Origin of the sequence: Blastococcus deserti, assembly GCF_042682525.1 — a bacterium.
Lineage (GTDB): Bacteria > Actinomycetota > Actinomycetes > Mycobacteriales > Geodermatophilaceae > Blastococcus_B > Blastococcus_B deserti.
Genome location: NZ_JBHUHP010000004.1, coordinates 80,797 through 101,331, shown reverse-complemented (window position 1 = coordinate 101,331; position 20,535 = coordinate 80,797). Strand labels below are relative to the sequence as shown.

Below are 20,535 nucleotides of genomic sequence, written 5' to 3'. Positions count from 1 at the left end.
AGGTCAGAAGGCGGTCACGTAGCGGTCGACCTCCCAGGAGGTCACCTGCCCGTGCCACTCGAAGAACTCGTCCCGCTTGAGTGCGGCGAAGTAGCCGGCCACGCCCGGCCCCGCGGCGTCGAGGGCGCCGGAGACGACCGGGTCGGCCTCCAGGGCCTCGACGGCGTGCAGGAGGGTCGGCGGCAGCGGGCTGCTGGTGGTGGCGCCGGGGTCGCCGGGGTCGAGCCCGCGCCGGACGCCGTCCAGCCCTGCGGCAAGGGCCACCGCGGCGGCGAGGTAGGGGTTGGCCGAGCCGTCCCCGCCGCGCAGCTCCACCCGGTTGCCGTCGGGGACGCGCAGGAGGTGGGTGCGGTCGTTGCCGCCGTAGGAGGCGGTCCGCGGTGACCAGGTGGCGCCGGACCGGGTGGAGCTGGCGCCGGTGCGCTTGTAGGCGTTGACCGTCGGGGCGAGCACCGCCTGCAAGCCGCAGGCGTGCTCGATCAGCCCGGCCACAAACGAGTAGGCCAGCGGCGAGAGCCCGAGGCCGCGGGCGTCGGCGGCGTCGGGGAAGACCGGCTCGCCGTCGCGCCACAGCGACAGGTGCATGTGCAGCCCGCTGCCGGTGCGGTCGGTGAACGGCTTGCCCATGAAGGTCGCCGTCATGCCCCGCTGCTCGGCGATGACCGACAGCAGGTACCGCAGGGTGACCACCCGGTCGGCGGTGGTCAGCGCGTCGGCGTAGGCGAAGTTCTGCTCGAACTGGCCGTTGCCGTCCTCGTGGTCGTTGGCGTAGTTGCCCCAGCCCAGGCCGTTGATGGCCTTCGACACCTCGGTGAGGTGGTCGTACATCCGGGTCAGGCCGCGGGCGTCGTAGCAGGGTCGCGCCGCGGTGTCCTTGGGATCGGCCGGGCGGAGCGCGCCGTCGGGGCCGCGCTCGACGAGGAAGTACTCGACCTCCGCGCCGACCTTGAGCTCGAGGCCGAGCTCCGCGGCGCGGGCCAGCTGCTGCTTGAGGATGACCCGGGGCGCGTAGGGCCAGGGCTCGCCCTCGACGTGCGGGTCGCAGTGCACGATCGCCAGGCCCGGCCGGATGAACGGCACCGGCATGTACGAGGACGGGTCCGGGATGGCCATCAGGTCGGGGTCCCTGGGCTGCTGGCCCATCGCGCCGACCGCGTAACCGGCGAAGCCGACGCCGTCGCTCTGCAGCTCCTCGACCGCCTCGATCGGCACGAGCTTCGCGCACGGCTTGCCGGTCAGGTCGACGAACAGCGCCATGACGAACTCGATGCCGTCGGCACGGGCGCGGGTGGCGAGGTCGGGCGCGGCGGTGGCGGCCGCGGCCGGACGCGGGCCGGGCACCTCGGGCACCTCGGGGATCGGTGGTGCGTCAGGGCGGGCGGCGGTGAGCGACACGGGAGCCTCCGGGCGGACGGTGTGTTCACTGCTGTGAACCTCTGTCGCATGCCAGTAGACGGGGCTGTGGTTTCGGTGGCGTTACCGGTGCGCGGAGTTCCTGTTGCCGCTGCCTGCAAGCGGATCGATGACCAGGCGGTGGACCTGTGGGCCGACGTCGACGACACCCGAGCACGACAACCGCCGTCCGCCCCATGAGCGTCGTCCTGAAGGGGCTTCGGGGACGCGCGCCCCTGGCCGACCCTGGACCCGCCCGGGCTGGGTGGACCTGACAATGCAATGCTCGTCGGCCCGCGAAAGGGCTTTCCCACTCGAGGGGGCTGCGGTGGCGCTGGACGCCGGCAGCCATGTCTTCGTCACCGCTCCTGGGTCGGGTGCTGGATCGTTTCCCGGGAGCGGGTCGGTTCCGGAATCTTCCAGCCCCTGAGGAGGAGCCAGAGGAGGAAGACCAGTTCCCCCAAGCCGGTGATGGTCAAGACGAAGAAAGGAAGGCGTCCGTCTGGGTAGAGGTACGGCTGCACGTAGTAGACGAGATAGCCGAGTCCGGCCAGGACCAATGCCAGGCCCACCGGCCGGGGTATGTAGCCGGACCGGTAGACCAGGTGTCCGAGCATTACGAGGTGGACGCCGAAGAGCGTCAGACCAAGGCCCCATTGCCACGAGAACGAGTTGAGGAGGATGACGACCTGCGCGTTCAGTTGCTCGGAACCGAGGTTCGCCAGTGATTCCGGGCTGCGGAGAGCACGGAACACGGTCGCGAGATTCAGGAGCGCTCCCAGCGCGAGGACCGCGTAGACGAGCCGGAACAAGCTGGTGAGCATCGACAATGCCGGGTTGACCGGGGCGAGCAGAAAGTAGAGCGCCCAGGCGACGACGACATCGGCGACGAAAGCGATGAAGTAGGCGAAGATCAGGGCCGCGAAGAGCCCGGGATCGGCGCCGATGTTCCGGATGGTCTGCTCGATGTTCGCCGGGATGATGAGCATCGGTCGAAGGACGAACTCGGCAACCGGGACACCGAGACCGAGCAACATGCTGAAGGCGGCGATCAGGGCCGCCCGACGGAGCACGACGCCCTCAGGGGACAGCGGAGCGTGACTCACTGCTGCGCCTCCGAATACCGGGTGACTTCGTCACGCGGAAGGTTGAATTCCCTGGCGATCTGAAACGCAATCTCGAGGTACGGCCAGCGACGGCCCTGCTCGCTCGCCCCGACGGTCCGACGGTGACGCTTTCGCCGTCTCCGCCTACAGAACTCCTCCGTCGGCGAACCGATCCGTGGACAGGTCCGCCGGCGCACAGGGTTCGACAACGGAGCCTTCGCCCGGTGGTTGCTCCTCAGGGAGCCGGTCCAGGAGGTCGCGGGGCATCGTGGCGGACGAGACTCGTCAGGAGCCGGCCTGCCGAAGTCCCCGCGTGGGCCGCTGGGTCCTGGGGCCGCCCGTGAGCAAGGCGCCGCTAAGGGAGGCTTCATCGTCAAGCCAGCACTCGGTCACCTGATCGAACATGGTCCTCGCGTGAGCGTCTTGCGCATGGGACGCGCCCTCGACGGTGCGGGGGTCTCGTCGCCTCGTCATCGACATCGACGGAGGGACCGCGCCTTCGCGTCGCTGAGCGACGGAGCCTCTCATCTGTCGACGTTTCCGCGGGAACGTCGTCAAGTCGACAGTCCCGACCCCGTTCCCGCGGCGACGCCTCGTGGCCGGCTGACCAATACGAGCCGCTCACGAAGACGCGGAGACCAGCCCGACCGAATCCGGTCCGGCCGTGCACCCGCCCCAGGCTGGCGACTCGCGACTGGCCGGCTGCCTCCGGAACTGCCCCGCCGCCGGTCCGGGGTCAGCCGGCGGCGAGCCAGTCCGAGGCGGCGAAGCGGAAGCGGCTGATGCCCTTGTACTCGGCCATGTCGTCGGGGAGCTCGGCGAGCACCGCGCCGAACCGGCGCCGCCAGTCGGGGACGGTCGCCAGATCCCGCAGCGAGAGGAGGTACGTGCGGATCAGGAAGCACACGGCGCCGGAGACGCCGAGCCGCACCAGGTGCTGCACCTCCACCCGCAGGTGCAGCCGGTCGGGCAGCGCCGGGTCCTCCACCACGAGCCGCCGGTCCCTCCCCCACTCCGGATAGGTCTCCGTGGAGGTGTCCAGCCGGCGGTCGACCGTCATCGTCCAGTTGGTCCGCCGGTACTCATCACCCGGCTGCAGCCGCATCAGGAACTGCTCGGCCCGCTGCACCACCCCGGCCTCGTGGACCCGGGGCACCGGGCCGTGCACCTCGAGGAACCGCATGCCGACGTCGAAGCCCATCGACCAGTCGGCGGCGAAGGTCACCAGCCCCGCGTCCGCCCACAGCGATCCCTCCCGCTGGTCGAGCAGGACGACGTCGTCCTGGATCTGGCTGCCGAGGAAACGCAGGGGCCCGCCCGGCAGGGAGTCGTCGTCCCCGATCACGAAGGACGCCGACGTGCCGGTCAGGCCGTTGCGCCATTCCCACCGGTCCCCCTCGCGCCGCAGGGACATGGCGTCGGGACGGGCGGCCACGAGCTCGGGCAGGAGCGTCGTGACCGCGTCCCAGGCGGCCACGCGCATGTGCGGCAGCTGCTGGCAGCGGCTGGGGTCGGCGGCCAGGACCTCCTCGCGGAGCGCCAGCTCGGACGCGTAGTCGTCGTCGACGTCGAGCAGCTGCGCTCCCCAGGCTCCGGCTGCGGTGACCACCGCGCGCCGAGCGGACTCGACGTTGGTCGCGTACCGGTAGCTGTCGGAGGAGAAGGGGAAGGGAAAGCCGGCCACGCGGCCGGTCAGCGGGGCGAGGGTCACAGGTCGAGCTCCAGTTCGTCGTCGAGGCTCCGGGAGACGCAGCACATGACCGCGTCCTCCGCCGCGCGCTCGGACTCGGACAGGTAGAGATCCCGGTGCAGCGGCCGGCCGGCCGTCACGGGCACCCGGCACTCGCCGCACACGCCCTGGCGGCACGTGCTCGGGACGGCGATCCCGGCTTCCGCCAGCGCCGCGAGCAGGCTCGTCCCCGCCGGGACCGCGATCCGCGTGCCGGACCGGGTCAGTCGCGCGGTGAACGGGAGTCCCGGGTCGAGATCGGCGGCGGAGAACCGCTCTGCGTGCACGCGCGCGTCGGGCCAGCCGAGCGCGGCGGCCGTCTCCTCGACGAAGGCGATGAGCGGAGCCGGGCCGCAGACGTAGACGTGGGTTCCGATCGGCGAGTCGGTCAGCACCGCGCGAACCCGGTCGAGCATCTCCGATGTCGACTCGTACGCCGACAACCGCGCACCGCAGAGGTCCCGCAGCTCGGGCAGGTGCGCCCCGGCGCCGGGCCGGTGGCCGTACAGCAGCTCGAACGAGCGTCCCCAGCGGACCGCTGCCCGGGCGTGCGACAGCATCGGCGTGATGCCGATGCCCCCGGCGACCAGGACGTGGTGCCGGGCGGTCGACACCGGTGCGAAGGCACTCCGGGGCCCGGTCGCCGTGACCGGGTCTCCGGGCCGCAGCGCGTGCACGAACGCCGACCCGCCGTCCCCGTCCGGACACAGCAGGACCGAGACGCGATAGGTCTCGGACGGCGAGCCATCGCCGGTGAGCGAGTACGCGTTGCGCCGGCCGCCGCAGTCCAGCACGACGTGGCTGCCGGGCGGGTGGGCCGGGAGCAGCCCGCCGTCCGGACGCCGCAGCACGAGACCGCGGATGCCCGGCGCCACGTCGTGGATCTCCGCCACCTCCAGCAGCAGGCCTCCGGCGTCCTCCCGGCCGGTCGCCGGGGCTGGGGCGAGGGTCGCGGTCACGCCGCCTCCTCCGCGTCCGCCATGAACCCGAGGTAGGCGCCGGCCCGGCGCGACACGTGCGCGTAGACGAACAGCCGCCGTCCGCACCCGTCGCAGGGCACGGAGCCGCCGACCGGTTCCTCGGTCGTGGTCGTCGTCCGGCAGTGCGGGCAGAACACCCGCTTGCGCTGCGCGTCGGTGACCGCGACCGAGATCTCCGCGTCGAGGACGCCCAGGCCGGTCGCGAGCGCCCGGGCGGCGAGGACTTCGATCTCCGGACCGGCCAGCACGAGCCGCCAGCCGACGCGGGCGGCGGCGATCTGCTCGGCCAGGAGGGCGCGCGTGTCCTCGTCGGCCGCGGGAGCGAGGTGTGTCCGGGCCGGGACGCCGTCGGGGACCACGGCAGCCCAGCCCCGGACGGCCGCCGCTCCGGAGGGCCCGAACTCGACGAGGGCCACCGCGCGGGCCGAGGGGTCGATGTGCGGCCGCTCGTCGGTCCACCGCGGCACGCTGGCGTGCTGTGCGCCCATGCCGTCAGGGGGCGAAGGAGCGGTGGCCGGTGTAGAAGCCCAGCCCGCGCTCGGGGGTCTCGAAGCGGATCCGGGAGCCCTTGGGGAAGAACAGCACGTCCTTCGGCCGGGCGATCACCTGCTGCCCGGAGTCGAGATCGGTCAGCAGGAACTCGCCCTCGACGACGACCTTCATCTCGTCGTAGGTGTACTCGTAGTCGAGCGGCTCACCGGCGAGCAGCTCGAAGAATCCGCCGCAGAGCTCCGCGCCGCCCGGGTTGGCGAACACGTCGCCGATGAAGGCACGGACCCCTGGCACCTCCATGCTCGGCAGGTCCCGGAACCCTCCGGTGCTGTGGCCGATGCGTGTCGCACTCGTGGTCATGTCGCCTCCTGGCGGGGTTCATGGCGTGTTCACTGGGAGTGGACCGAGGCTATGCACGGTGGACCCCGAAGGGGTTACCGCCGAGTTACGTTCTGGTCGACGGGGGGTTGGAAGGGGCTCACCGCGCCTAGGCTCGACGCGTGGAGGCCACCCCGGGACCGGCGCACGACGGCAGCCCGCCGGACGAGACACCCAGCGGCCACCTCGAGGACGTCATCGCCCTCCGGGTGCGCGAGCTGCGGCTGGCGAAGGGCATCTCGCTCGCGGAGCTGGCCCGGCTGACCGGCATGAGCAAGGCGATGCTGTCGAAGATCGAGAACGCCCAGACCTCGTGCAGCCTGTCGAGCCTGGCCCGGCTGGCCGACGCGCTCGCAGTGCCCGTCACCGCGCTCTTCCGCGGCCTGGACGCCGAGCGGGAGGCGGTCTTCACGCCGGCCGGGCACGGCGCTCGGATCGTGCGGCGCGGCAGCAACGTCGGCCACCTCTACCAGCTGCTCGGCTCCCTGCGGGGTGAGCACAAGCGGCTGGAGCCCCTCCTCGTCACCCTCACCGAGGCCAGCGAGGTGTTCCCGCTGTTCCAGCACCCGGGCACCGAGTTCCTGTACATGCTCGACGGCGTCATGGTGTACGGGCACGGGGACGCCCGGTACGAGATGCACGCCGGCGACTCGCTGGTCTTCGACGGCGAGGGTCCCCACGGGCCGGCCGAGCTGGTCGAGCTGCCCATCCGCTTCCTCACCGTGACCGGCTACGGCCACGTCGTCTGACGCGCAGGGCACGACACCGCCGTGATGCACGGGAGGTCGTCCCGCGGCGGATGAGCCCCGCGAGGGACATCCTGGCGGCGTCCCGGACGCTCAGGCCGTCGCCGGCTCCGGCATCGGGAAGGCGCCCAGCTGCTGCAGCAGACCCAGCGCGTCGTACTCCGCCCAGGTCTCCGCGATCCGACCACCTTCCATGCGTGCGATCCCCACCCCGGTCGCCGTCACGTGGCGGCCGGTCGGCGGCAGCCCCTGGAACGGCCCCTCGTGCGTGCCCCTCCCGGTCACCCGGATCACCACGCGGTCGCCCTCGGCGACGACGTCGTCGACCGTCTCCTGCCAGTCGGGGAACGCCGTCCAGAAGGCGTGCAGCAGTTCCATGTGACCGTCCCGGTCGACCGGTCCCGGCATGCCAGGGAAGTGCAGCCGGTACTCCGGGCCCAGCAGCTGGCCGGCCAGCGCCGCGTCGCGGCGGCTGACCACGTCCTCGAACCAGCGCCGGTACAGAGCCTTGTTCTCCTGGACCGACATGGCGGCCTCCTCGTTCCTCGGGTCAGGGACGAGACGACGGTGCGCCAGCGCCCCCCGGCACCACATCGGGACTTCTCCCGATGGGCGGACGCTCAGAGGGCGGGGAGCAGGCCACGCTGGATCGCGTACAGCGTCGCGGCGGCCCGGGTGGAGACCCCCGCCTTCGTGTAGATGTGCTGGACGTGGCTGTCGGCCGTCTTGACCGTGATGCCGAGGGCCCGGGCGATCTGGCGGGTGGTGCAGCCCCGGGCCAGCAGCCGGAGGACCTCCACCTCGCGAGCGGAGAGTCCGGGCGACCGGTCGGGATCCCGGCGCCCGGACCCCCGTTCCTCCAGGACGGCGGAGACGGCGTCGGCGTCCAGCCGGCCGGCCCGGGCTTCCGCCCGGAGTGCCGCCCGCGCCCCGACCGCCGGCAGCGCCGGGCGGTGCGCCCTGGCCTCGGTCATCGCCTGGTAGGCGTCGGCGGCCGCGAGGACCCGTGCACCGCTGGGCAGGCCGGCCGACGTCGTCCCCCGGTGGTAGCCGGAGCCGTCCAGCCGCTCGTGGTGCAGGGACGCGATCCGGGCGACCGCCGTCAGGCTCTTCACCGGGGCCAGCACGCGCTCGGTGTAGTAGGCGTGCAGGCGTGCCCGCTCCTGTTCGTCCAGGGTCAGCGGCCCCGGCTTGTCCCAGACGTGCACCGAGACCCCGGCCCGGCCGAGGTCGTGCACGAGCCCGGCCCGCTGCGCCGTCACCACGTCCTCCGCGGGCAGCCCCAGACCGGCCGCGGCCCGGCCGGCGCGGCGGGCGACGGCGCGGGAGTGACCCGGCGTGTACGAGGACTTCAGGTCGGCGAAGTCCGCCATGACCTCGAGCGCGTCGTCCAGGGCGTGCCCGCACAGGTCTCCGTCCCAGTTCCAGTCCCCCGCTGAGGCCAGCACGGCCTCCCAGACGCTGGGAACGTCCAGATCACCGAGACAGGTCTCCAGGTCCGCGCACAGGGCGTCGACGAGGCGGGGGTCATAGCCGCGCCCCGAGCGCTCCCGGGCCATGGCGATGACCCCCGCCCGGCCGGTGGCCCGGTGCTCGGCGGCGGCGTCGTAGGCCACGTGCACGATCCGTGCGGTCAGCTCGATCTCCTCACCACGGGCCCGGTGCGGGAAGCCCTGGCCGTCCCAGCGCTCGAAGACGTGGTCGAGGCCGCGTCGCGCGTCGTCCTCGAACCCGAGACGGCCGGCCAGGAGCTCCGCCACCTCGCAGTGCGCCCGCGCACCGGCGCGGAAGCGCTGCACGCCGGTGGCCGCCAGTGCCAGCGACGTGGCGGTGCGCCGGAGGACGGAGTCGCCGCGGATGATGCCGACCATGGCGCCCATCGCCTCCCTCGGGCGCGCGTAGATCAGCGGCGTGGTGACCGTTCTGGCCTCGATCTCGTCGTCGAAGAAGACCGCCCCGGTGTGCGAGTCGGCGGTGCAGCCGATGAACCGCAGCAGTGCCAGCGCGGCGGTCGCCGCCGCGCCGGCCGCGTCGAGGCCGACGACCCGGGCGAGCCGCTGCGCCACCAGGCAGCCGCGCAGCCCCTGCTCGAGCGGCTGCCCCATGCCCAGGTCGGCGGCGAGCGACAGTGCGCCGACGATCTCCACGCGCCGCACGCCATCGGCTGCCGGCTCCGGCATGCCGGGACTATCCCACTCGTCCCGGGCCGGCGGGCCGTCTCCACCTCGGAGTCATGATCAGGACGGATCGAGCGCTGCCTCCGAACGCCGGAGGCAGCGCTCGACCCGTGGTGATCATGAGCGGTCGGTCGGCGGGATGTGGATGGCGCAGGCCGGCCCTGCGGGAGCGGGACCGGTCCCCGCCGTCCCGGGTGGTCAGGTCGTGGGACCGGACTCCTTCGCCGCCGCCGGGGCGGAGCCGGCGACCAGGCGCTCGGCCGAGGCGATGACCGCATCCGGCGTCGGCGTGGTCCCCGGGGTGATCGGCCCGCCCTCGAGGTCGTAGGCGACCTCCGCGTGCTCGGCGAGGTCGAGCCCGTCGGCCTCCGCCTTCCTCGAAGCCCGCAGGCCGATGGTGCCCTTGAGCGCCAGCGCGATCAGCAGGGTGACGACGAACGTGTAGCCGACCACCGCGATCACCGCGACCGCCTGCGTGCCGAGGAGACCGAAACCCCCGCCGTAGAAGAGGCCGGCCTTCCCGCTGGGGGCCTCGGCCGAGCCGAACAGGCCGACCAGCAGGGTGCCGACGACGCCGCCCACGAGGTGGACGCCGACGACGTCGAGCGCGTCGTCGTAGCGGAACCGGTACTTCAGCGCGATCGCCAGGGGACAGATCGCCCCGGCGATGGCACCCACGGCCAGCGCACCCATGGGCGTGACGGCACCGCAGGCCGGCGTGATCGCCACCAGACCGGCGATCGCCCCGGACATGCCGCCGAGCGTCGTAGCGCGTCCGTCCCGCAGCTTCTCCACCATCAGCCAGGCGAGGATCGCCGCGCACGTGGCGTTGAAGGTGTTGAGCATGACGACCGATGCGCTGTTGCCCGCAGCCAGAGCCGACCCGCCGTTGAAGCCGAACCAGCCGAACCACAGGATGCCGGCGCCGAGCGCGACGAACGGCAGGTTGTTGGGACGGGCCTGGCGCGGCCAGCCGGTGCGCTTGCCGACGACCAGCACGAGGGCCAGGGCTGCGACACCCGCGTTGATGTGCACGGCCGTGCCGCCGGCGAAGTCCACCGCGCCCAGGTCGTTCGCGATCCAGCCGCCCATCACGCTGCCGTCGGCCGAGTCGAAGGCGAACACCCAGTGGGCGACCGGGAAGTAGACCAGCGCCGCCCACAGGCCGGTGAAGAGCAGCCACGGCCCGAAGCGCACCCGGTCGGCCACCGCCCCGGCGATGAGCGCGGTGGTGATGACGGCGAACAGCGCCTGGAACACCGCGACCAGCGCCGGCGGCAGCGCGGTCTCCTCGTCGCCGGCCACGACCGACCCGAGGCCGAGGTACTCGGTCACGTCGCCGAGCAGCCCGACGCCGCCGTAGGAATTCCCGAACACGGCGGAGAACCCGAAGAGGGTCCAGAGGACACCGACGACGGCGACGGCCCCGAAGACCATCATGATCATGTTCAGGATGGAGCGGGACCCGACCATGCCCCCGTAGAACAGCGCGAGGCCGGGGACCATGAGCGCGACCGCCATCGTGGCCGCGAGGATGAATGCAGTGCTGCCGACGTCCACGGCACGCCCTTCGTCTACTGAGGGTGGTTCCTGTCGCGTGCGAGTAGACGGGCGTCGTGTTGCCGCACGGGTCTCAGTCGCGTGACGTTTGCATGACATGGCGCCTCGGCGGCGAGGGTTGCCGACGGTCGGACGGGATCGGCCGGGCACGGCGCCCCTCGGGCGGATCCCCCGCGGCCGGGTGCCCGCCGGGGGACGACGGGAGCGCCGCGGACTGCCGGGTTACCGGCCGGCTCCCGGCCGGGCGCGCAGCCCGGTGAACGTGGTCGCGACGAGGGCGTCGGCGAGGTCGTCGGGGGTCAGCCCGCCGCCGGGCCGGTACCACTCGGTCAGGGAGTTGACCGCACCGAACAGCAGCCGGCTCGTGACAGCGGGATCGACGTCGGGCCGGACATCACCCTCGGCCTCGGCTGCGCGCACCAGGTCGGTGACGATCCGGTCGAACTCCCGGCGCCGCTGCAGCGCGGTGTCCTCCACCGCCGAGTTGCCCCGCAGCCGCAGCAGCAGGGTCACGAACGGCAGCTCGGCGGCGAGCACCCGCACCGAGCCCCGGACGACGTGCTCCAGGCGGTCGATCGCCGGTCCGGTCGTCGCGCCGGGCTCCCGGGTGACGGCGAAGAGCGCGTCCAGGGCCCGGTCGACGGCCAGCCGCAGCAGCTCGACCTTGCTGGGCACGTGGTGGTAGATCGCCGACTTGGTGACCCCGAGGCGGGCGGCGAGCTCCTCCATGCTGGTCGCCTCGTAGCCCCGCTCGTTGAACGCCGCGACCGCGACGTCGAGCAGGGAGTCGAGATTGTGGCCCGGCCGGCCCCGCCGCGGCCCGGTGACGGTCATGCCGGCTCCGGTGTCGCGGCCGCGGTGGCCATCAGCGCCATCGTCATGCGCGGTGCTCCCGGCCGGCGGGTCGCCGGAGCTCGCGTCTCGAGCCCCGCACCTCCACCCGTACGGCCGGCTGGTCGGTCGCCGTCATCGCGTCGTCCCCCGGTGCTTGTGTGCCGGCGTGGCGTGGGTCACACTATTCCTGACCGGTCGGTCAGTAAATAGCTCGGGAGGGCCCATGTCCGCGCCGCCGCTCGACCGTCCGGCCGCGCCGGACGAGGAGACGCTGCAGGCCCTCTTCGACGCCACGATCGCCGCGGGCCACCGCATCGAGCCGCGGGACTGGATGCCCGAGGGCTACCGGAAGACGCTGGTCCGGCAGATCGCGCAGCACGCGCACTCCGAGATCATCGGCATGCAGCCCGAGGGCGACTGGCTGCTCGCCGCCCCGAGCCTCCGGCGCAAGGCGATCCTGCTGGCCAAGGTGCAGGACGAGGCCGGCCACGGCATGTACCTCTACTCGGCGGCCGAGACGCTCGGCGCCGACCGCGCCGACCTCACCGACAAGCTGATCGAGGGCCGGCAGAAGTACAGCTCGATCTTCAACTACCCGACGCTCACCTACGCCGACGTCGGGGTCATCGGCTGGCTGGTCGACGGCGCGGCGATCTGCAACCAGGTGCCCCTGTGCCGCTCGTCGTACGGGCCCTACGCCCGGGCGATGATCCGCATCTGCAAGGAGGAGTCGTTCCACCAGCGGCAGGGCTACGAGCTGCTGCTGACCATGATGCGCGGCACCGACCAGCAGCGGGCGATGGTGCAGGACGCCGTCGACCGGTGGTGGTGGCCGTCGCTGATGATGTTCGGCCCGCCGGACCACGACAGCCCGAACACCGCGCAGTCGATGGCCTGGGGCATCAAGCGGCACACCAACGACGAGCTCCGCCAGCGCTTCGTCGACATGACCGTCCCGCAGGCCGAGGTACTCGGCGTCACCCTGCCCGACCCCGACCTCACCCTGGATCCGGAGACCGGCCACTACCGCTTCGGCCCGATCGACTGGGACGAGCTGAAACGGGTCATCAGCGGGCACGGTCCGTGCAACGCCGAGCGGATCGCCCGCCGGCGCGCCGCCCGCGACGACAACGCCTGGGTGGTCGAGGCGGCCACGGCCTACGCGGAGAAGCACGCATGACCAGCGACCTCACCTCCGAGAGAGGGCACGGCGCGGTCCCCACCGGCGCCGGGATCCCCGTCGAGCCGGAGCCCGCCGTCAGCCGGCGCGACTGGCCGCTCTACGAGGTGTTCGTGCGCGGCAAGCGCGGCCTCAACCACGTGCACGTCGGGTCACTGCACGCCCCCGACGCCGAGATGGCGGTGCACGCCGCCCGCGACCTCTACACCCGGCGCAACGAGGGCGTGAGCATCTGGGTGGTCAGGGCCGCCGACATCACCGCCTCCAGCCCCGACGAGAAGGACCCGATGTTCGCCCCGAGCGGCGACAAGGTCTACCGCCACCCGACGTTCTACGAGATCCCCGAGAACGTCCCCCACATGTGAAGGACCCGCCTCCCTCCCGACCAGTCGTTCCCCGTGGGGGCCCTGGAGGCGGGCCGGCAGCTGGTGACCCAGCGATCGAGAGGAGCCCTGGCATGGGGCACGAGGAGACCGTGTACGAGGCGCTCGGCCTCGCTCCCGGCGACGAGCGCCACTGGGCCTTCGGCACCGGGTTCCACGACCCGCTGGCCGGCGTCGACACCACCGTCCCCGACGGCATCGACCCGTCCGACCTCGGCCAGTACTGCCTCATGCTCGGCGACGACGCGCTGGTGCTCGCGCAGCGGCTGACCCAGTGGATCACCGCCGCACCCGAGCTGGAGGAGGAGGTCGCGCTCGCCAACATCGCCCTCGACCTGCTCGGCCAGGCCCGCCTGCTGCTGGCCCGCGCCGGCTCGGTCGGCGTCCTCGGCCGGTCCCGCGAGAAGGCGACGGCCTCCATCCCCGACGAGGACGCCCTCGCCTACTTCCGGGACGCCGACGAGTTCCGCAGCACCGCCCTGGTGGCCGCCCCCAACGGCGACTTCGCACGGACGACGGTGCGGTTGCTCGCCGCCGCCACCGTCCGCCTCGCGGTGTTCGTGCGCCTCCGGGCGTCCCGCGACCAGGTCCTGGCGGCGATCGCGGCCAAGGGCGTGCACGAGCTGACCTACCACCGCGACCACGCGGCACGCTGGGTGCGACGGCTGGGCGACGGCACCGAGGAGTCGCACCGCCGGGCCCAGGACGGGGTCGACGTGGTGTGGCCGCTGCTGGGCGAGCTGTTCACGCCGACCGACGTCGAGACGCGGCTCACCGCGGCCGGCGTCGCGGTCGACCCGGCGGTCACCCGTGACGAGGTGACCGGGGTCCTCACCACGGTCCTGGAGCGCGCCACGCTGCGGGTTCCGCCGTGGCCGGCCGACGAACCGCCGCGCGGACGCTCCGGCCGGCACGGGCCCGACCTGGCCGAGCTGCTCATCGGGCTGCAGGGGCTGGCCCGCGCACACCCGGAGGCGACCTGGTGAGCGACGTGCGCACCGATCCCCGCACGGTCGCCGAGACCGTGACCGACCCGGAGCTGCCGACCCTGACGCTGGCCGACCTCGGCGTCCTGCGCGACGTGCGGACGGAGGGTGACGGAACCGTGGTCGTGGAGATCACGCCGACCTACACCGGCTGCCCCGCGATGGGGGCGATGCGCGCGGACCTCGTGCACGCCCTGCGCCGGGCCGGGTTCGAGGACGTCGACGTCCGCACGGTGCTCGCCCCCGCCTGGAGCACCGACTGGATCACCGACACCGGGCGCCGCAAGCTCGCCGCGGCCGGCATCGCGCCGCCCGGGCCCGCCCCGGTGCGCTCCCCCGGACCCGTGCCCCTCCGGCTCGACCCGACGCCCCGGACGGCGGCCTGCCCGCTGTGCGGCTCCCGCGACACCGAGGAGCTGAGCGAGTTCGGCGCCACGGCCTGCAAGGCCCTCCGCCGCTGCCGTGCGTGCCGCGAGCCGTTCGAGCACGTGAAGGAGATCTGAGGCGTGACGACGACAGAGGCACCGCCGGAGCGGGTGGCGACCCGGCGCCGCCGTCCCCGGTTCCACCCGCTGACGGTGGCGCGGGTCGAGCGGCTGACCGACGACGCGGTGGCGGTCACCTTCGACGTCCCGCCGGAGCTGGCCGAGGAGTACCGCTTCCGGCCGGGGCAGGCCCTCACGCTCCGCCGGGTCGACGGCGGGCGGGACGAGCGGCGGTCCTACTCGATCTGCGCCCCGGTGGGGGCGCCCCCGCGGGTGGGTGTGCGCGAGGTGCCGGGTGGCTTCTTCTCCTCCTACCTGGTGCACGAGGTGCGGCCCGGCGACGCGATCGACGTGCTGCCGCCGTCGGGCACGTTCACCGCCGACCTGGACACCCCGGCAGACCACGTCTTCGTCGTCGCGGGTTCGGGCATCACCCCGGCGCTGTCCCTGGCCGGCACCGCCCTGCGGGACGGGCGCTCGACCGTCACGGTGTTCTACGGCAACCGGCGCACCGACACGGTGATGTTCGCCGACGAGCTGGCCGACCTGAAGGACCGCTACGGGCCCCGGCTGCAGCTGGTGCACGTGCTCTCCCGGGAACCGCGCGACGCGGAGATCACCAGCGGCCGCCTCGACGGGGCCCGCCTGCGCACGCTGGTCGGCCGTCTGGTCGACGTCCCGGCCGTGGACCACTGGTGGCTGTGCGGACCGCACGGGATGGTCACCGACGCCCGCGCCCTGCTCGCCGAGCTCGGCGTCCCGGACGAGAAGGTGCACCAGGAGCTCTTCTACGTCGACGACGTCCCGCCCCAGCCGGTGCGCGGCGACGAGGCAGCGGTGACGGGACCGAGCAGCCAGGTGACCGTCGTCCTCGACGGCCGGATCACCACCATGGCCCTGCCCCGCGACGAACCCCTCCTCGACGCGGCGCAGCGGGTGCGCGCGGACCTCCCCTTCGCCTGCAAGGGCGGCGTGTGCGGGACCTGCCGGGCACGGGTGACCTCCGGCGAGGTCCACATGCGGCGCAACTACGCCCTCGAGACCGCGGAGGTCGACGCCGGCTACGTGCTCACCTGCCAGGCGCTGCCGGTCACCGACGCCCTCACCGTCGACTTCGACGCCTGACCGGCCGTGCTCCCCCTCCCCGTCGGGAAGACCGCGGTCCTCGACGTCGTCGTGCGCCCCGAGCACACGGTCGACTTCGACGAGATGGGCCAGGTGCACCCGGTCTACGCGACCTACGCGATGGCCAAGCACTTCGAGGAGGCCGGCCGCAAGCTCCTGGTGCCGCACCTGGAGCCCGGCGAGGCCGGCATCGGCACCGCGGTGTCGGTCGAGCACCTGGCGCCCAGCTGGGTGGGCGACGCGCTCCGGATCGTCGCCCGCTGCGTCGAGGTGCGCGACGGCCGGCTCACCTGCGAGTGCCGTGCCACCGACTCCTACGGCCGCGATCTCGGCCGGGGCACCACGGTGCAGGCCGTGCTCCCGGCGGCGGTGGTCGAGGCGCGCGTCGGGGAGGACGCGCGGCGCAGCCGGGGCGGCGCCGCGCCGGCATCCGGCCCGCCCTGACCGGGTGACCGGGTCAGGCGGCCGCCGCTGCCGCGACGGCGTCGTCCGGTGGCGGTGCTGCCACGAACGCCTCCGTGCTCCACCACTGCCGGTACCGCTGCTCCCCCACCCGCGCGATCAGCCCGGCGGTCTGCGACGTGTGGGCCCGCAGCGAGGCGTACTTGCGGTCGAGCAGCGGCCCCGAGCAGGTCTGCACGTGCACGAGGTCGGCCGGGTCGACCGGCTCGGGCGGGCCGCCGTCCATCCAGACCTCCTGCTCGGTGCAGACGTCGCCCCAGCGGTGGAGGAACTCGGGAGTGAGGGCTGCGTACCAGAGGGCCGCCCGGTTGCCGACCCGGTTCCGCGCCCGGGTCACCCACCGCGACACGGTCCGGTGGTCGGAGTGCCCGGTCAGGCCGTCCGGCCCGAAGGTGACCACGAGGTCGGGTCCGACGTCGGTCAGCACGTCCGCGACCGCGCGGATCCCCGCCTCCTCCGGGACGTCGGCCAGCCGACCGTCCACGAGGGGTCGCGACGCCCGGAGCCACCGGTGCTCCTGCACGCCGAGAACGGCGAGGCTGTCGACCAGCTCGCGGGTCCGCGCCCGGGACAGGACCTCCGGGGGACAGCCGTCGGGGTCGTCCGTGCCGATCTCGCCGCGGGTCGCCGTCGCGATCACCACCCGCCAGCCCGCGTCCACGGCGGTCGCCAGCAGGCCCGCGGAGAGGTAGGCCTCGTCGTCGGGGTGCGCCCACACCCCGAGCAGGGTCGGAACGGCCCCGCTGGACCTGCCGGCCGGGCTCGGGAGCAGGGCGGTCGCGGTGGGCATGCGGTCCTCCTTCGCAGAGCTCGCAGGGAAGAGGGCCGGTGCGACGAGCGGGATTCACCCGGAGTCGGCGCGGATCGTCCGCGGCCGCGCGGCACAGGGGCCGCCGGGCGAAGGCCTGCCGCCGTCGTCAGACGGTGGTCTCGACCGTCCGGAGGAAGCGGCGGACCTCGGCGTCGAAGGCCTCCGGCGCCTCGACGTTGATGAGATGTCCCACGCCCGGGAGGACGACGAGCCGGGCGCCCGGGATCGCCGCGTGCAGCGCATCGGCGACCGGCCGGGGCGCCCGCACGTCGGCGGCGCCGTGCAGCACCAGGGTCGGCACCGCGACGGTCAGGAGGACCTCCCGGCCGTCGCTGCAGCCGCCGTGAAGCGGCCTGAGGGGTGGGGCCGGTGCCCGCGCGGTGGTACGCGAGCCTTCACCCCCCGACCTCGGCCGCGTCCACCACGGCCTCCCGCGTCAGCGGCTGCGGTAGAGCCGGGTCGTGATCGGCAGGAACACCAGCGCCAGGGCCGCCGCGACGGCGAGGGAGATGACGACGGCCTCGCCGTCGGGACGCCCCGCCATCAGCGACCGCGACGCCGTCGCGAGCACCGAGATCGGATTGACCTCGACGAAGGCCTCCAGCGGGCCGGGCAGGGTGCTCGGTGGGACGAAGACGTTCGACAGGAACGTCAGCGGGAAGATGCCGAGGAAGCCGCCGTTGAGCACCGCGTTCGGCGACCGCAGCAGCAGGCCCAGCACCGAGAACACCCACGACAGCCCGAACGAGAAGACGACGACGAGGGCCAGCGCGCCGGCCACTCCCGCGACCCCGCCTGCCGGGCGGTACCCGAGCGCGACACCGACCACGATGATCACGGTGCCGGCCAGGACGTAGCGGACGCTGTCTCCGAGCAGGGCGCCCAGCAGCGGCGCCGGTCGCCAGATCGGCAGCGACCGGAACCGGTCGACGACGCCCTTGGTGAGGTCGGTGTTGAGGGAGACCCCCGAGTACACGGTCGTGAACAGGACCGACATGACCAGGATGCCCGGCAGGATGTACTGCAGATAGGCCCTGGTCGAGCCCGCCACCGCGCCGCCGAACAGGTAGGTGAACATCACCACGAACATGACCGGCGTGATGGTCACGTCGAGCAGCTGCTCGGGCACGTGCTTGATCTTCAGCATCCCGCGCCAGCCGAACGTGAGCGCGGTCGCCAGCCGTCCGGGCCGGGGTGGCCGCTCGGTGGAGGCGATGGCCCGCCGGACCGCCGCGGTGTCGGCGCGGCCGGTGGTCGGGGTCGCGGTGCTCATGACGCCTGCTCCTCGAGGGTTGCGTCCGACTCCTCGGTCATGTGCCCGGTGAGGGCCAGGAAGACCTCGTCCAGGCTCGGCTGGTCCAGGGAGAACTCGGCGATGCCGATGCCGCTCCTGGCCAGCTCCGCGACGCCGACCGCCGCCCGTGCGGCGTCCGAGCAGGACACCGTGAGCGCGGCCGGGTCGGGCGCCGGCTCCACCGCGCCGACGACGCTCGCCAGCACACCTGCCGCCTCGGTGCGTCGGGCGGGATCGAGCAGGCGCACGTGCAGCGCGCCCGCGCCGACCGACGCCTTCAGCTGCCCCGGCGTGCCCTCGGCGATGACCCGCCCCCGGTCGATGACCGCGATGCCGCTGGCCAGCTGGTCGGCCTCCTCCAGGTACTGGGTGCAGAGCAGGATCGTCGTGCCGCCGGCGACCAGTGCCCGTGCGATCTCCCAGACCTGGTTGCGCGAGCGCGGGTCCAGCCCGGTGGTCGGCTCGTCGAGGAACATCACCTGCGGCGTGACGACGATGCTGGCCGCGATGTCCAGCCGCCGGCGCATGCCGCCGGAGTAGTGCTTGACCAGCCGCCCGGCGGCCTCGGCGATGCCGAACGCGTCGAGCAGCTCGTCGGCCCGGCTCCGTGCGGCCGGGCGGGACAGCCCGAGCAGCCGGCCGAGCAGCACCAGGTTCTCCCGACCGGTCAGGTCCTCGTCCACCGAGGCCAGCTGGCCGGTGAGGCTGACCAGCCCACGGACGGCGTCGCCCTCGGTGCGGATGTCGTGCCCGAGGACCCGCGCGGTGCCCCCGTCGGGCGGGATCAGGGTGGCGAGCATCCGGATGACCGTGGTCTTCCCCGCGCCGTTGGGCCCGAGCACGCCGTAGATGACGCCCTGCGGCACCGCCAGGTCGATGCCGGCCACCGCGCGGGTGGATCCGAAGGACTTCTCCAGCGCCGTGGCCTCGATCGCGAGTGCTGCGTGCGTCGTCATGGGACTCCTCGTCTCTGCCCCGTGGGTGCTGTCACGTCTGAGACGCAGGGTCCGCCCGAAAGTCATCGGTGGCGAGCGAGTTTCGGCTGGGGGCCCGAGGGCGCGGTCAACCGGCGGTGCCGGCTCGAGGACGTCGCCCGGCCGGCAGTCGGGTCCGTCGCAACGTGCGGCGCCGGAGCCCGTGCGGGGCTCCGGCGCCGGCCACGCGCTCAGGCGGTGCGACGCTCCCGCGCCCGCCGTGTGTAGCCGCCGATGAGGACCAGGGCCGCGGTGATCAGGACGAGGTTCTTGACCACGAACTCGCCGTCGGCGGTCAGTTCCAGCGGGTTGGCCGACCACATCAGTTCCGACGCCGTCACGAAGGTGAGGAAGGTGCCGGTCAGGTGCCCGCACAGCACCAGCAGCGTGATTCGCGGGAACACGCCGGCGGCCAGGGCCAGGCCGAGGACGACCTCGACCACGCCCAGCGCCGGGACGCTGAGGTCTGCGTCCACGAACGGCAGGGTGGCGCCGATCAGCTCGTGCACCGGGCTGGCGCCCACCAGCTTGAGCGCGCCGAACCAGACGAAGACGGCAGCGAGCGCCAGCCGCAGCAGGGTGGGCGCGATCCGCTGGTTGATGTCCTCGGCGCGGTCGAGCAGGGCGGCCCCGGGCCACCGGGACGGGATGGGGCCACCGCTGCCCGGGGTGGCGGCCGGCACCTCCGCCGTCCGCGTCATCAGGGCCGTCGACTGGGGCGTCCCGACCATGGTCATCTCCTCCCGGTCCCGAGGGCCGCGCCCGTCGCACGGCCGTCGGAGGGAAGAGGGCGCCGAATCCCTGCGGATACGTCCGCGGTGACGATCAGCGGCGGACGGCTCGCAGCAGCCGCCGGGCGCCGACCACGACGCCACCGGCGGCCGCCACCCAGGGCCCGGCGACGACGACCGGGTCCAGCAGCTGGTGGACCCGGTCGGCGCGGCGATGGCGCAACCGTGACCTCAGGCCGTGGTGCGTGAACTCGCTGCGCACCCCGGTCTCCGTGATCGGGTTGTCCGGATGCAGGGTGAGGAACGACCTCAGGTGGTGCTCCCAGGCGTCCACGCGGTCGGCCAGGATCAGCAGCAACCAGTGCCCGAGCCGGCCCTCGCTGTACCTGGCGTAGGAGAACTTCCGGATCGCGCCCGACAGTCCCTTCGGCGGCTGCGCCGTCCCGAAGACCGGGGTGACGAAGGCGTGCTCGACGGAGCGTTCCCGCGGCCACTTCTCCGGCTGCCGCTCGGGGAAGTCCCAGTGCGCCCCGGTGCTGTCCGGCGCGTAGTGCAGCTTGGGGTGCGACGGCCGGTCGGCCGGGTCGAGGTCCGCGCCCCAGCCGGGGATCCGGGCCCGGAGCTCCTCGCGGCTCGGGGGCGGGGTGCGCCTGTCCCGGAGGTAGGCGCTCGGGACGTCGGTGGCGGTGCCGTGGTGCTCGGTCATGGTC

General features: G+C 73.3%; 22 protein-coding genes and 1 pseudogene. 7 read left to right on the top strand and 16 right to left on the bottom strand.

The features are described from left to right. Window positions 1-3: 3 nt before the first annotated feature. The 6 genes from glnT to ACFSHS_RS05345 form a co-directional block, all read right to left on the bottom strand. Window positions 4-1,395 (bottom strand): type III glutamate--ammonia ligase, encoded by a 1,392-nt coding sequence (glnT, locus tag ACFSHS_RS05370; RefSeq protein ID WP_376872740.1) that lies wholly within the window; start codon window positions 1,393-1,395, stop codon window positions 4-6. Window positions 1,396-1,751: 356 nt separating this feature from the next. Continuing rightward, the gene (locus tag ACFSHS_RS05365) at window positions 1,752-2,498 is read right to left on the bottom strand and encodes a DUF4386 domain-containing protein (RefSeq protein WP_376872737.1); all 747 of its coding nucleotides are present in this window, start codon (window positions 2,496-2,498) and stop codon (window positions 1,752-1,754) included. A gap of 736 nt (window positions 2,499-3,234) precedes the next feature. Next, window positions 3,235-4,209, bottom strand: coding sequence for a heme-dependent oxidative N-demethylase family protein (locus ACFSHS_RS05360; RefSeq protein WP_376872735.1), 975 nt, complete (start codon window positions 4,207-4,209; stop codon window positions 3,235-3,237). Beyond that, window positions 4,206-5,186: a PDR/VanB family oxidoreductase gene (locus ACFSHS_RS05355; RefSeq protein WP_376872733.1), complete on the bottom strand. Its 981-nt coding sequence runs from the start codon at window positions 5,184-5,186 to the stop codon at window positions 4,206-4,208. Before ACFSHS_RS05355 ends, ACFSHS_RS05360 begins: the two co-directional genes overlap by 4 nt. Then, on the bottom strand, window positions 5,183-5,695 hold the full coding sequence (locus ACFSHS_RS05350; protein WP_376872731.1) for a dimethylamine monooxygenase subunit DmmA family protein: 513 nt from the start codon (window positions 5,693-5,695) through the stop codon (window positions 5,183-5,185). Before ACFSHS_RS05350 ends, ACFSHS_RS05355 begins: the two co-directional genes overlap by 4 nt. A gap of 4 nt (window positions 5,696-5,699) precedes the next feature. Beyond that, entirely contained in the window at window positions 5,700-6,059 is a 360-nt protein-coding gene (locus ACFSHS_RS05345) for a cupin domain-containing protein (protein ID WP_376872729.1), read from the bottom strand. A gap of 140 nt (window positions 6,060-6,199) precedes the next feature. On the opposite strand from ACFSHS_RS05345, the gene ACFSHS_RS05340 reads away from it, so the two are divergent. Next, on the top strand, window positions 6,200-6,826 hold the full coding sequence (locus ACFSHS_RS05340) for a helix-turn-helix domain-containing protein (RefSeq protein ID WP_376872727.1): 627 nt from the start codon (window positions 6,200-6,202) through the stop codon (window positions 6,824-6,826). A gap of 90 nt (window positions 6,827-6,916) precedes the next feature. Here the strand turns inward: ACFSHS_RS05340 and ACFSHS_RS05335 are convergent, their stop codons facing one another. The 4 genes from ACFSHS_RS05335 to ACFSHS_RS05320 form a co-directional block, all read right to left on the bottom strand. Beyond that, a complete protein-coding gene (locus ACFSHS_RS05335) occupies window positions 6,917-7,351 on the bottom strand; it encodes an ester cyclase (protein ID WP_376872724.1) in 435 nt (144 codons plus the stop codon). 92 nt (window positions 7,352-7,443) lie between these two features. Beyond that, entirely contained in the window at window positions 7,444-9,003 is a 1,560-nt protein-coding gene (locus tag ACFSHS_RS05330; protein WP_376872722.1) for an HD domain-containing phosphohydrolase, read from the bottom strand. 195 nt (window positions 9,004-9,198) lie between these two features. Continuing rightward, window positions 9,199-10,560 (bottom strand): ammonium transporter, encoded by a 1,362-nt coding sequence (locus ACFSHS_RS05325; RefSeq protein ID WP_376872719.1) that lies wholly within the window; start codon window positions 10,558-10,560, stop codon window positions 9,199-9,201. A gap of 222 nt (window positions 10,561-10,782) precedes the next feature. Continuing rightward, a complete protein-coding gene (locus tag ACFSHS_RS05320) occupies window positions 10,783-11,394 on the bottom strand; it encodes a TetR/AcrR family transcriptional regulator (RefSeq protein ID WP_376872717.1) in 612 nt (203 codons plus the stop codon). Window positions 11,395-11,617: 223 nt separating this feature from the next. Between ACFSHS_RS05320 and paaA the strand changes: the two genes are divergently transcribed. From paaA to ACFSHS_RS05290, 6 genes are all read left to right on the top strand, one after another. Further along, a complete protein-coding gene (gene paaA / locus ACFSHS_RS05315) occupies window positions 11,618-12,574 on the top strand; it encodes a 1,2-phenylacetyl-CoA epoxidase subunit PaaA (protein ID WP_376872714.1) in 957 nt (318 codons plus the stop codon). Then, entirely contained in the window at window positions 12,571-12,939 is a 369-nt protein-coding gene (gene paaB, locus ACFSHS_RS05310) for a 1,2-phenylacetyl-CoA epoxidase subunit PaaB (protein WP_376872712.1), read from the top strand. Before paaA ends, paaB begins: the two co-directional genes overlap by 4 nt. A gap of 92 nt (window positions 12,940-13,031) precedes the next feature. Then, window positions 13,032-13,943, top strand: a complete 912-nt coding sequence (paaC, locus tag ACFSHS_RS05305) for a 1,2-phenylacetyl-CoA epoxidase subunit PaaC (protein ID WP_376872710.1) — start codon at window positions 13,032-13,034, stop codon at window positions 13,941-13,943. Beyond that, on the top strand, window positions 13,940-14,446 hold the full coding sequence (paaD, locus tag ACFSHS_RS05300) for a 1,2-phenylacetyl-CoA epoxidase subunit PaaD (RefSeq protein WP_376872708.1): 507 nt from the start codon (window positions 13,940-13,942) through the stop codon (window positions 14,444-14,446). The genes paaC and paaD overlap by 4 nt, the downstream gene beginning before the upstream one ends. Before the next feature lie 3 nt (window positions 14,447-14,449). Continuing rightward, the gene (gene paaE, locus ACFSHS_RS05295; protein WP_376872707.1) at window positions 14,450-15,553 is read left to right on the top strand and encodes a 1,2-phenylacetyl-CoA epoxidase subunit PaaE; all 1,104 of its coding nucleotides are present in this window, start codon (window positions 14,450-14,452) and stop codon (window positions 15,551-15,553) included. A 6-nt stretch (window positions 15,554-15,559) separates the two neighbouring features. Next, entirely contained in the window at window positions 15,560-15,997 is a 438-nt protein-coding gene (locus ACFSHS_RS05290) for a thioesterase family protein (RefSeq protein WP_376872704.1), read from the top strand. Window positions 15,998-16,010: 13 nt separating this feature from the next. On the opposite strand, the gene ACFSHS_RS05285 is transcribed toward ACFSHS_RS05290, so the two are convergent. The 6 genes and pseudogenes from ACFSHS_RS05285 to ACFSHS_RS05260 all read right to left on the bottom strand — a co-directional run bounded on the left by ACFSHS_RS05285 (window position 16,011) and on the right by ACFSHS_RS05260 (window position 20,531). Continuing rightward, window positions 16,011-16,805: a PIG-L deacetylase family protein gene (locus ACFSHS_RS05285; protein ID WP_376872702.1), complete on the bottom strand. Its 795-nt coding sequence runs from the start codon at window positions 16,803-16,805 to the stop codon at window positions 16,011-16,013. 127 nt (window positions 16,806-16,932) lie between these two features. Beyond that, window positions 16,933-17,199, bottom strand: a pseudogene (locus ACFSHS_RS05280) (alpha/beta fold hydrolase); the annotation flags it as partial. Between the two features lie 63 nt (window positions 17,200-17,262). Next, entirely contained in the window at window positions 17,263-18,099 is an 837-nt protein-coding gene (locus ACFSHS_RS05275; RefSeq protein ID WP_376872700.1) for an ABC transporter permease, read from the bottom strand. Beyond that, window positions 18,096-19,076 (bottom strand): ATP-binding cassette domain-containing protein, encoded by a 981-nt coding sequence (locus ACFSHS_RS05270; RefSeq protein WP_376872697.1) that lies wholly within the window; start codon window positions 19,074-19,076, stop codon window positions 18,096-18,098. The genes ACFSHS_RS05275 and ACFSHS_RS05270 overlap by 4 nt, the downstream gene beginning before the upstream one ends. Before the next feature lie 209 nt (window positions 19,077-19,285). Continuing rightward, on the bottom strand, window positions 19,286-19,825 hold the full coding sequence (locus ACFSHS_RS05265) for a DoxX family membrane protein (protein WP_376872695.1): 540 nt from the start codon (window positions 19,823-19,825) through the stop codon (window positions 19,286-19,288). A gap of 94 nt (window positions 19,826-19,919) precedes the next feature. After that, window positions 19,920-20,531 (bottom strand): hypothetical protein, encoded by a 612-nt coding sequence (locus ACFSHS_RS05260; protein ID WP_376872693.1) that lies wholly within the window; start codon window positions 20,529-20,531, stop codon window positions 19,920-19,922. Window positions 20,532-20,535 lie beyond the last annotated feature (4 nt).

Coding starts and splice junctions, on each gene's coding strand:
- ACFSHS_RS05350 (WP_376872731.1), bottom strand. CDS start 5,695: ATGGGCGCACAGCACGCCAGCGTGCCGCGGTGGACCGACGAGCGGCCG.
- ACFSHS_RS05345 (WP_376872729.1), bottom strand. CDS start 6,059: ATGACCACGAGTGCGACACGCATCGGCCACAGCACCGGAGGGTTCCGG.
- ACFSHS_RS05335 (WP_376872724.1), bottom strand. CDS start 7,351: ATGTCGGTCCAGGAGAACAAGGCTCTGTACCGGCGCTGGTTCGAGGAC.
- ACFSHS_RS05330 (WP_376872722.1), bottom strand. CDS start 9,003: ATGCCGGAGCCGGCAGCCGATGGCGTGCGGCGCGTGGAGATCGTCGGC.
- ACFSHS_RS05320 (WP_376872717.1), bottom strand. CDS start 11,394: ATGACCGTCACCGGGCCGCGGCGGGGCCGGCCGGGCCACAATCTCGAC.
- paaA (WP_376872714.1), top strand. CDS start 11,618: ATGTCCGCGCCGCCGCTCGACCGTCCGGCCGCGCCGGACGAGGAGACG.
- paaB (WP_376872712.1), top strand. CDS start 12,571: ATGACCAGCGACCTCACCTCCGAGAGAGGGCACGGCGCGGTCCCCACC.
- paaC (WP_376872710.1), top strand. CDS start 13,032: ATGGGGCACGAGGAGACCGTGTACGAGGCGCTCGGCCTCGCTCCCGGC.
- ACFSHS_RS05285 (WP_376872702.1), bottom strand. CDS start 16,805: ATGCCCACCGCGACCGCCCTGCTCCCGAGCCCGGCCGGCAGGTCCAGC.
- ACFSHS_RS05275 (WP_376872700.1), bottom strand. CDS start 18,099: ATGAGCACCGCGACCCCGACCACCGGCCGCGCCGACACCGCGGCGGTC.
- ACFSHS_RS05270 (WP_376872697.1), bottom strand. CDS start 19,076: ATGACGACGCACGCAGCACTCGCGATCGAGGCCACGGCGCTGGAGAAG.
- ACFSHS_RS05265 (WP_376872695.1), bottom strand. CDS start 19,825: ATGGTCGGGACGCCCCAGTCGACGGCCCTGATGACGCGGACGGCGGAG.
- ACFSHS_RS05260 (WP_376872693.1), bottom strand. CDS start 20,531: ATGACCGAGCACCACGGCACCGCCACCGACGTCCCGAGCGCCTACCTC.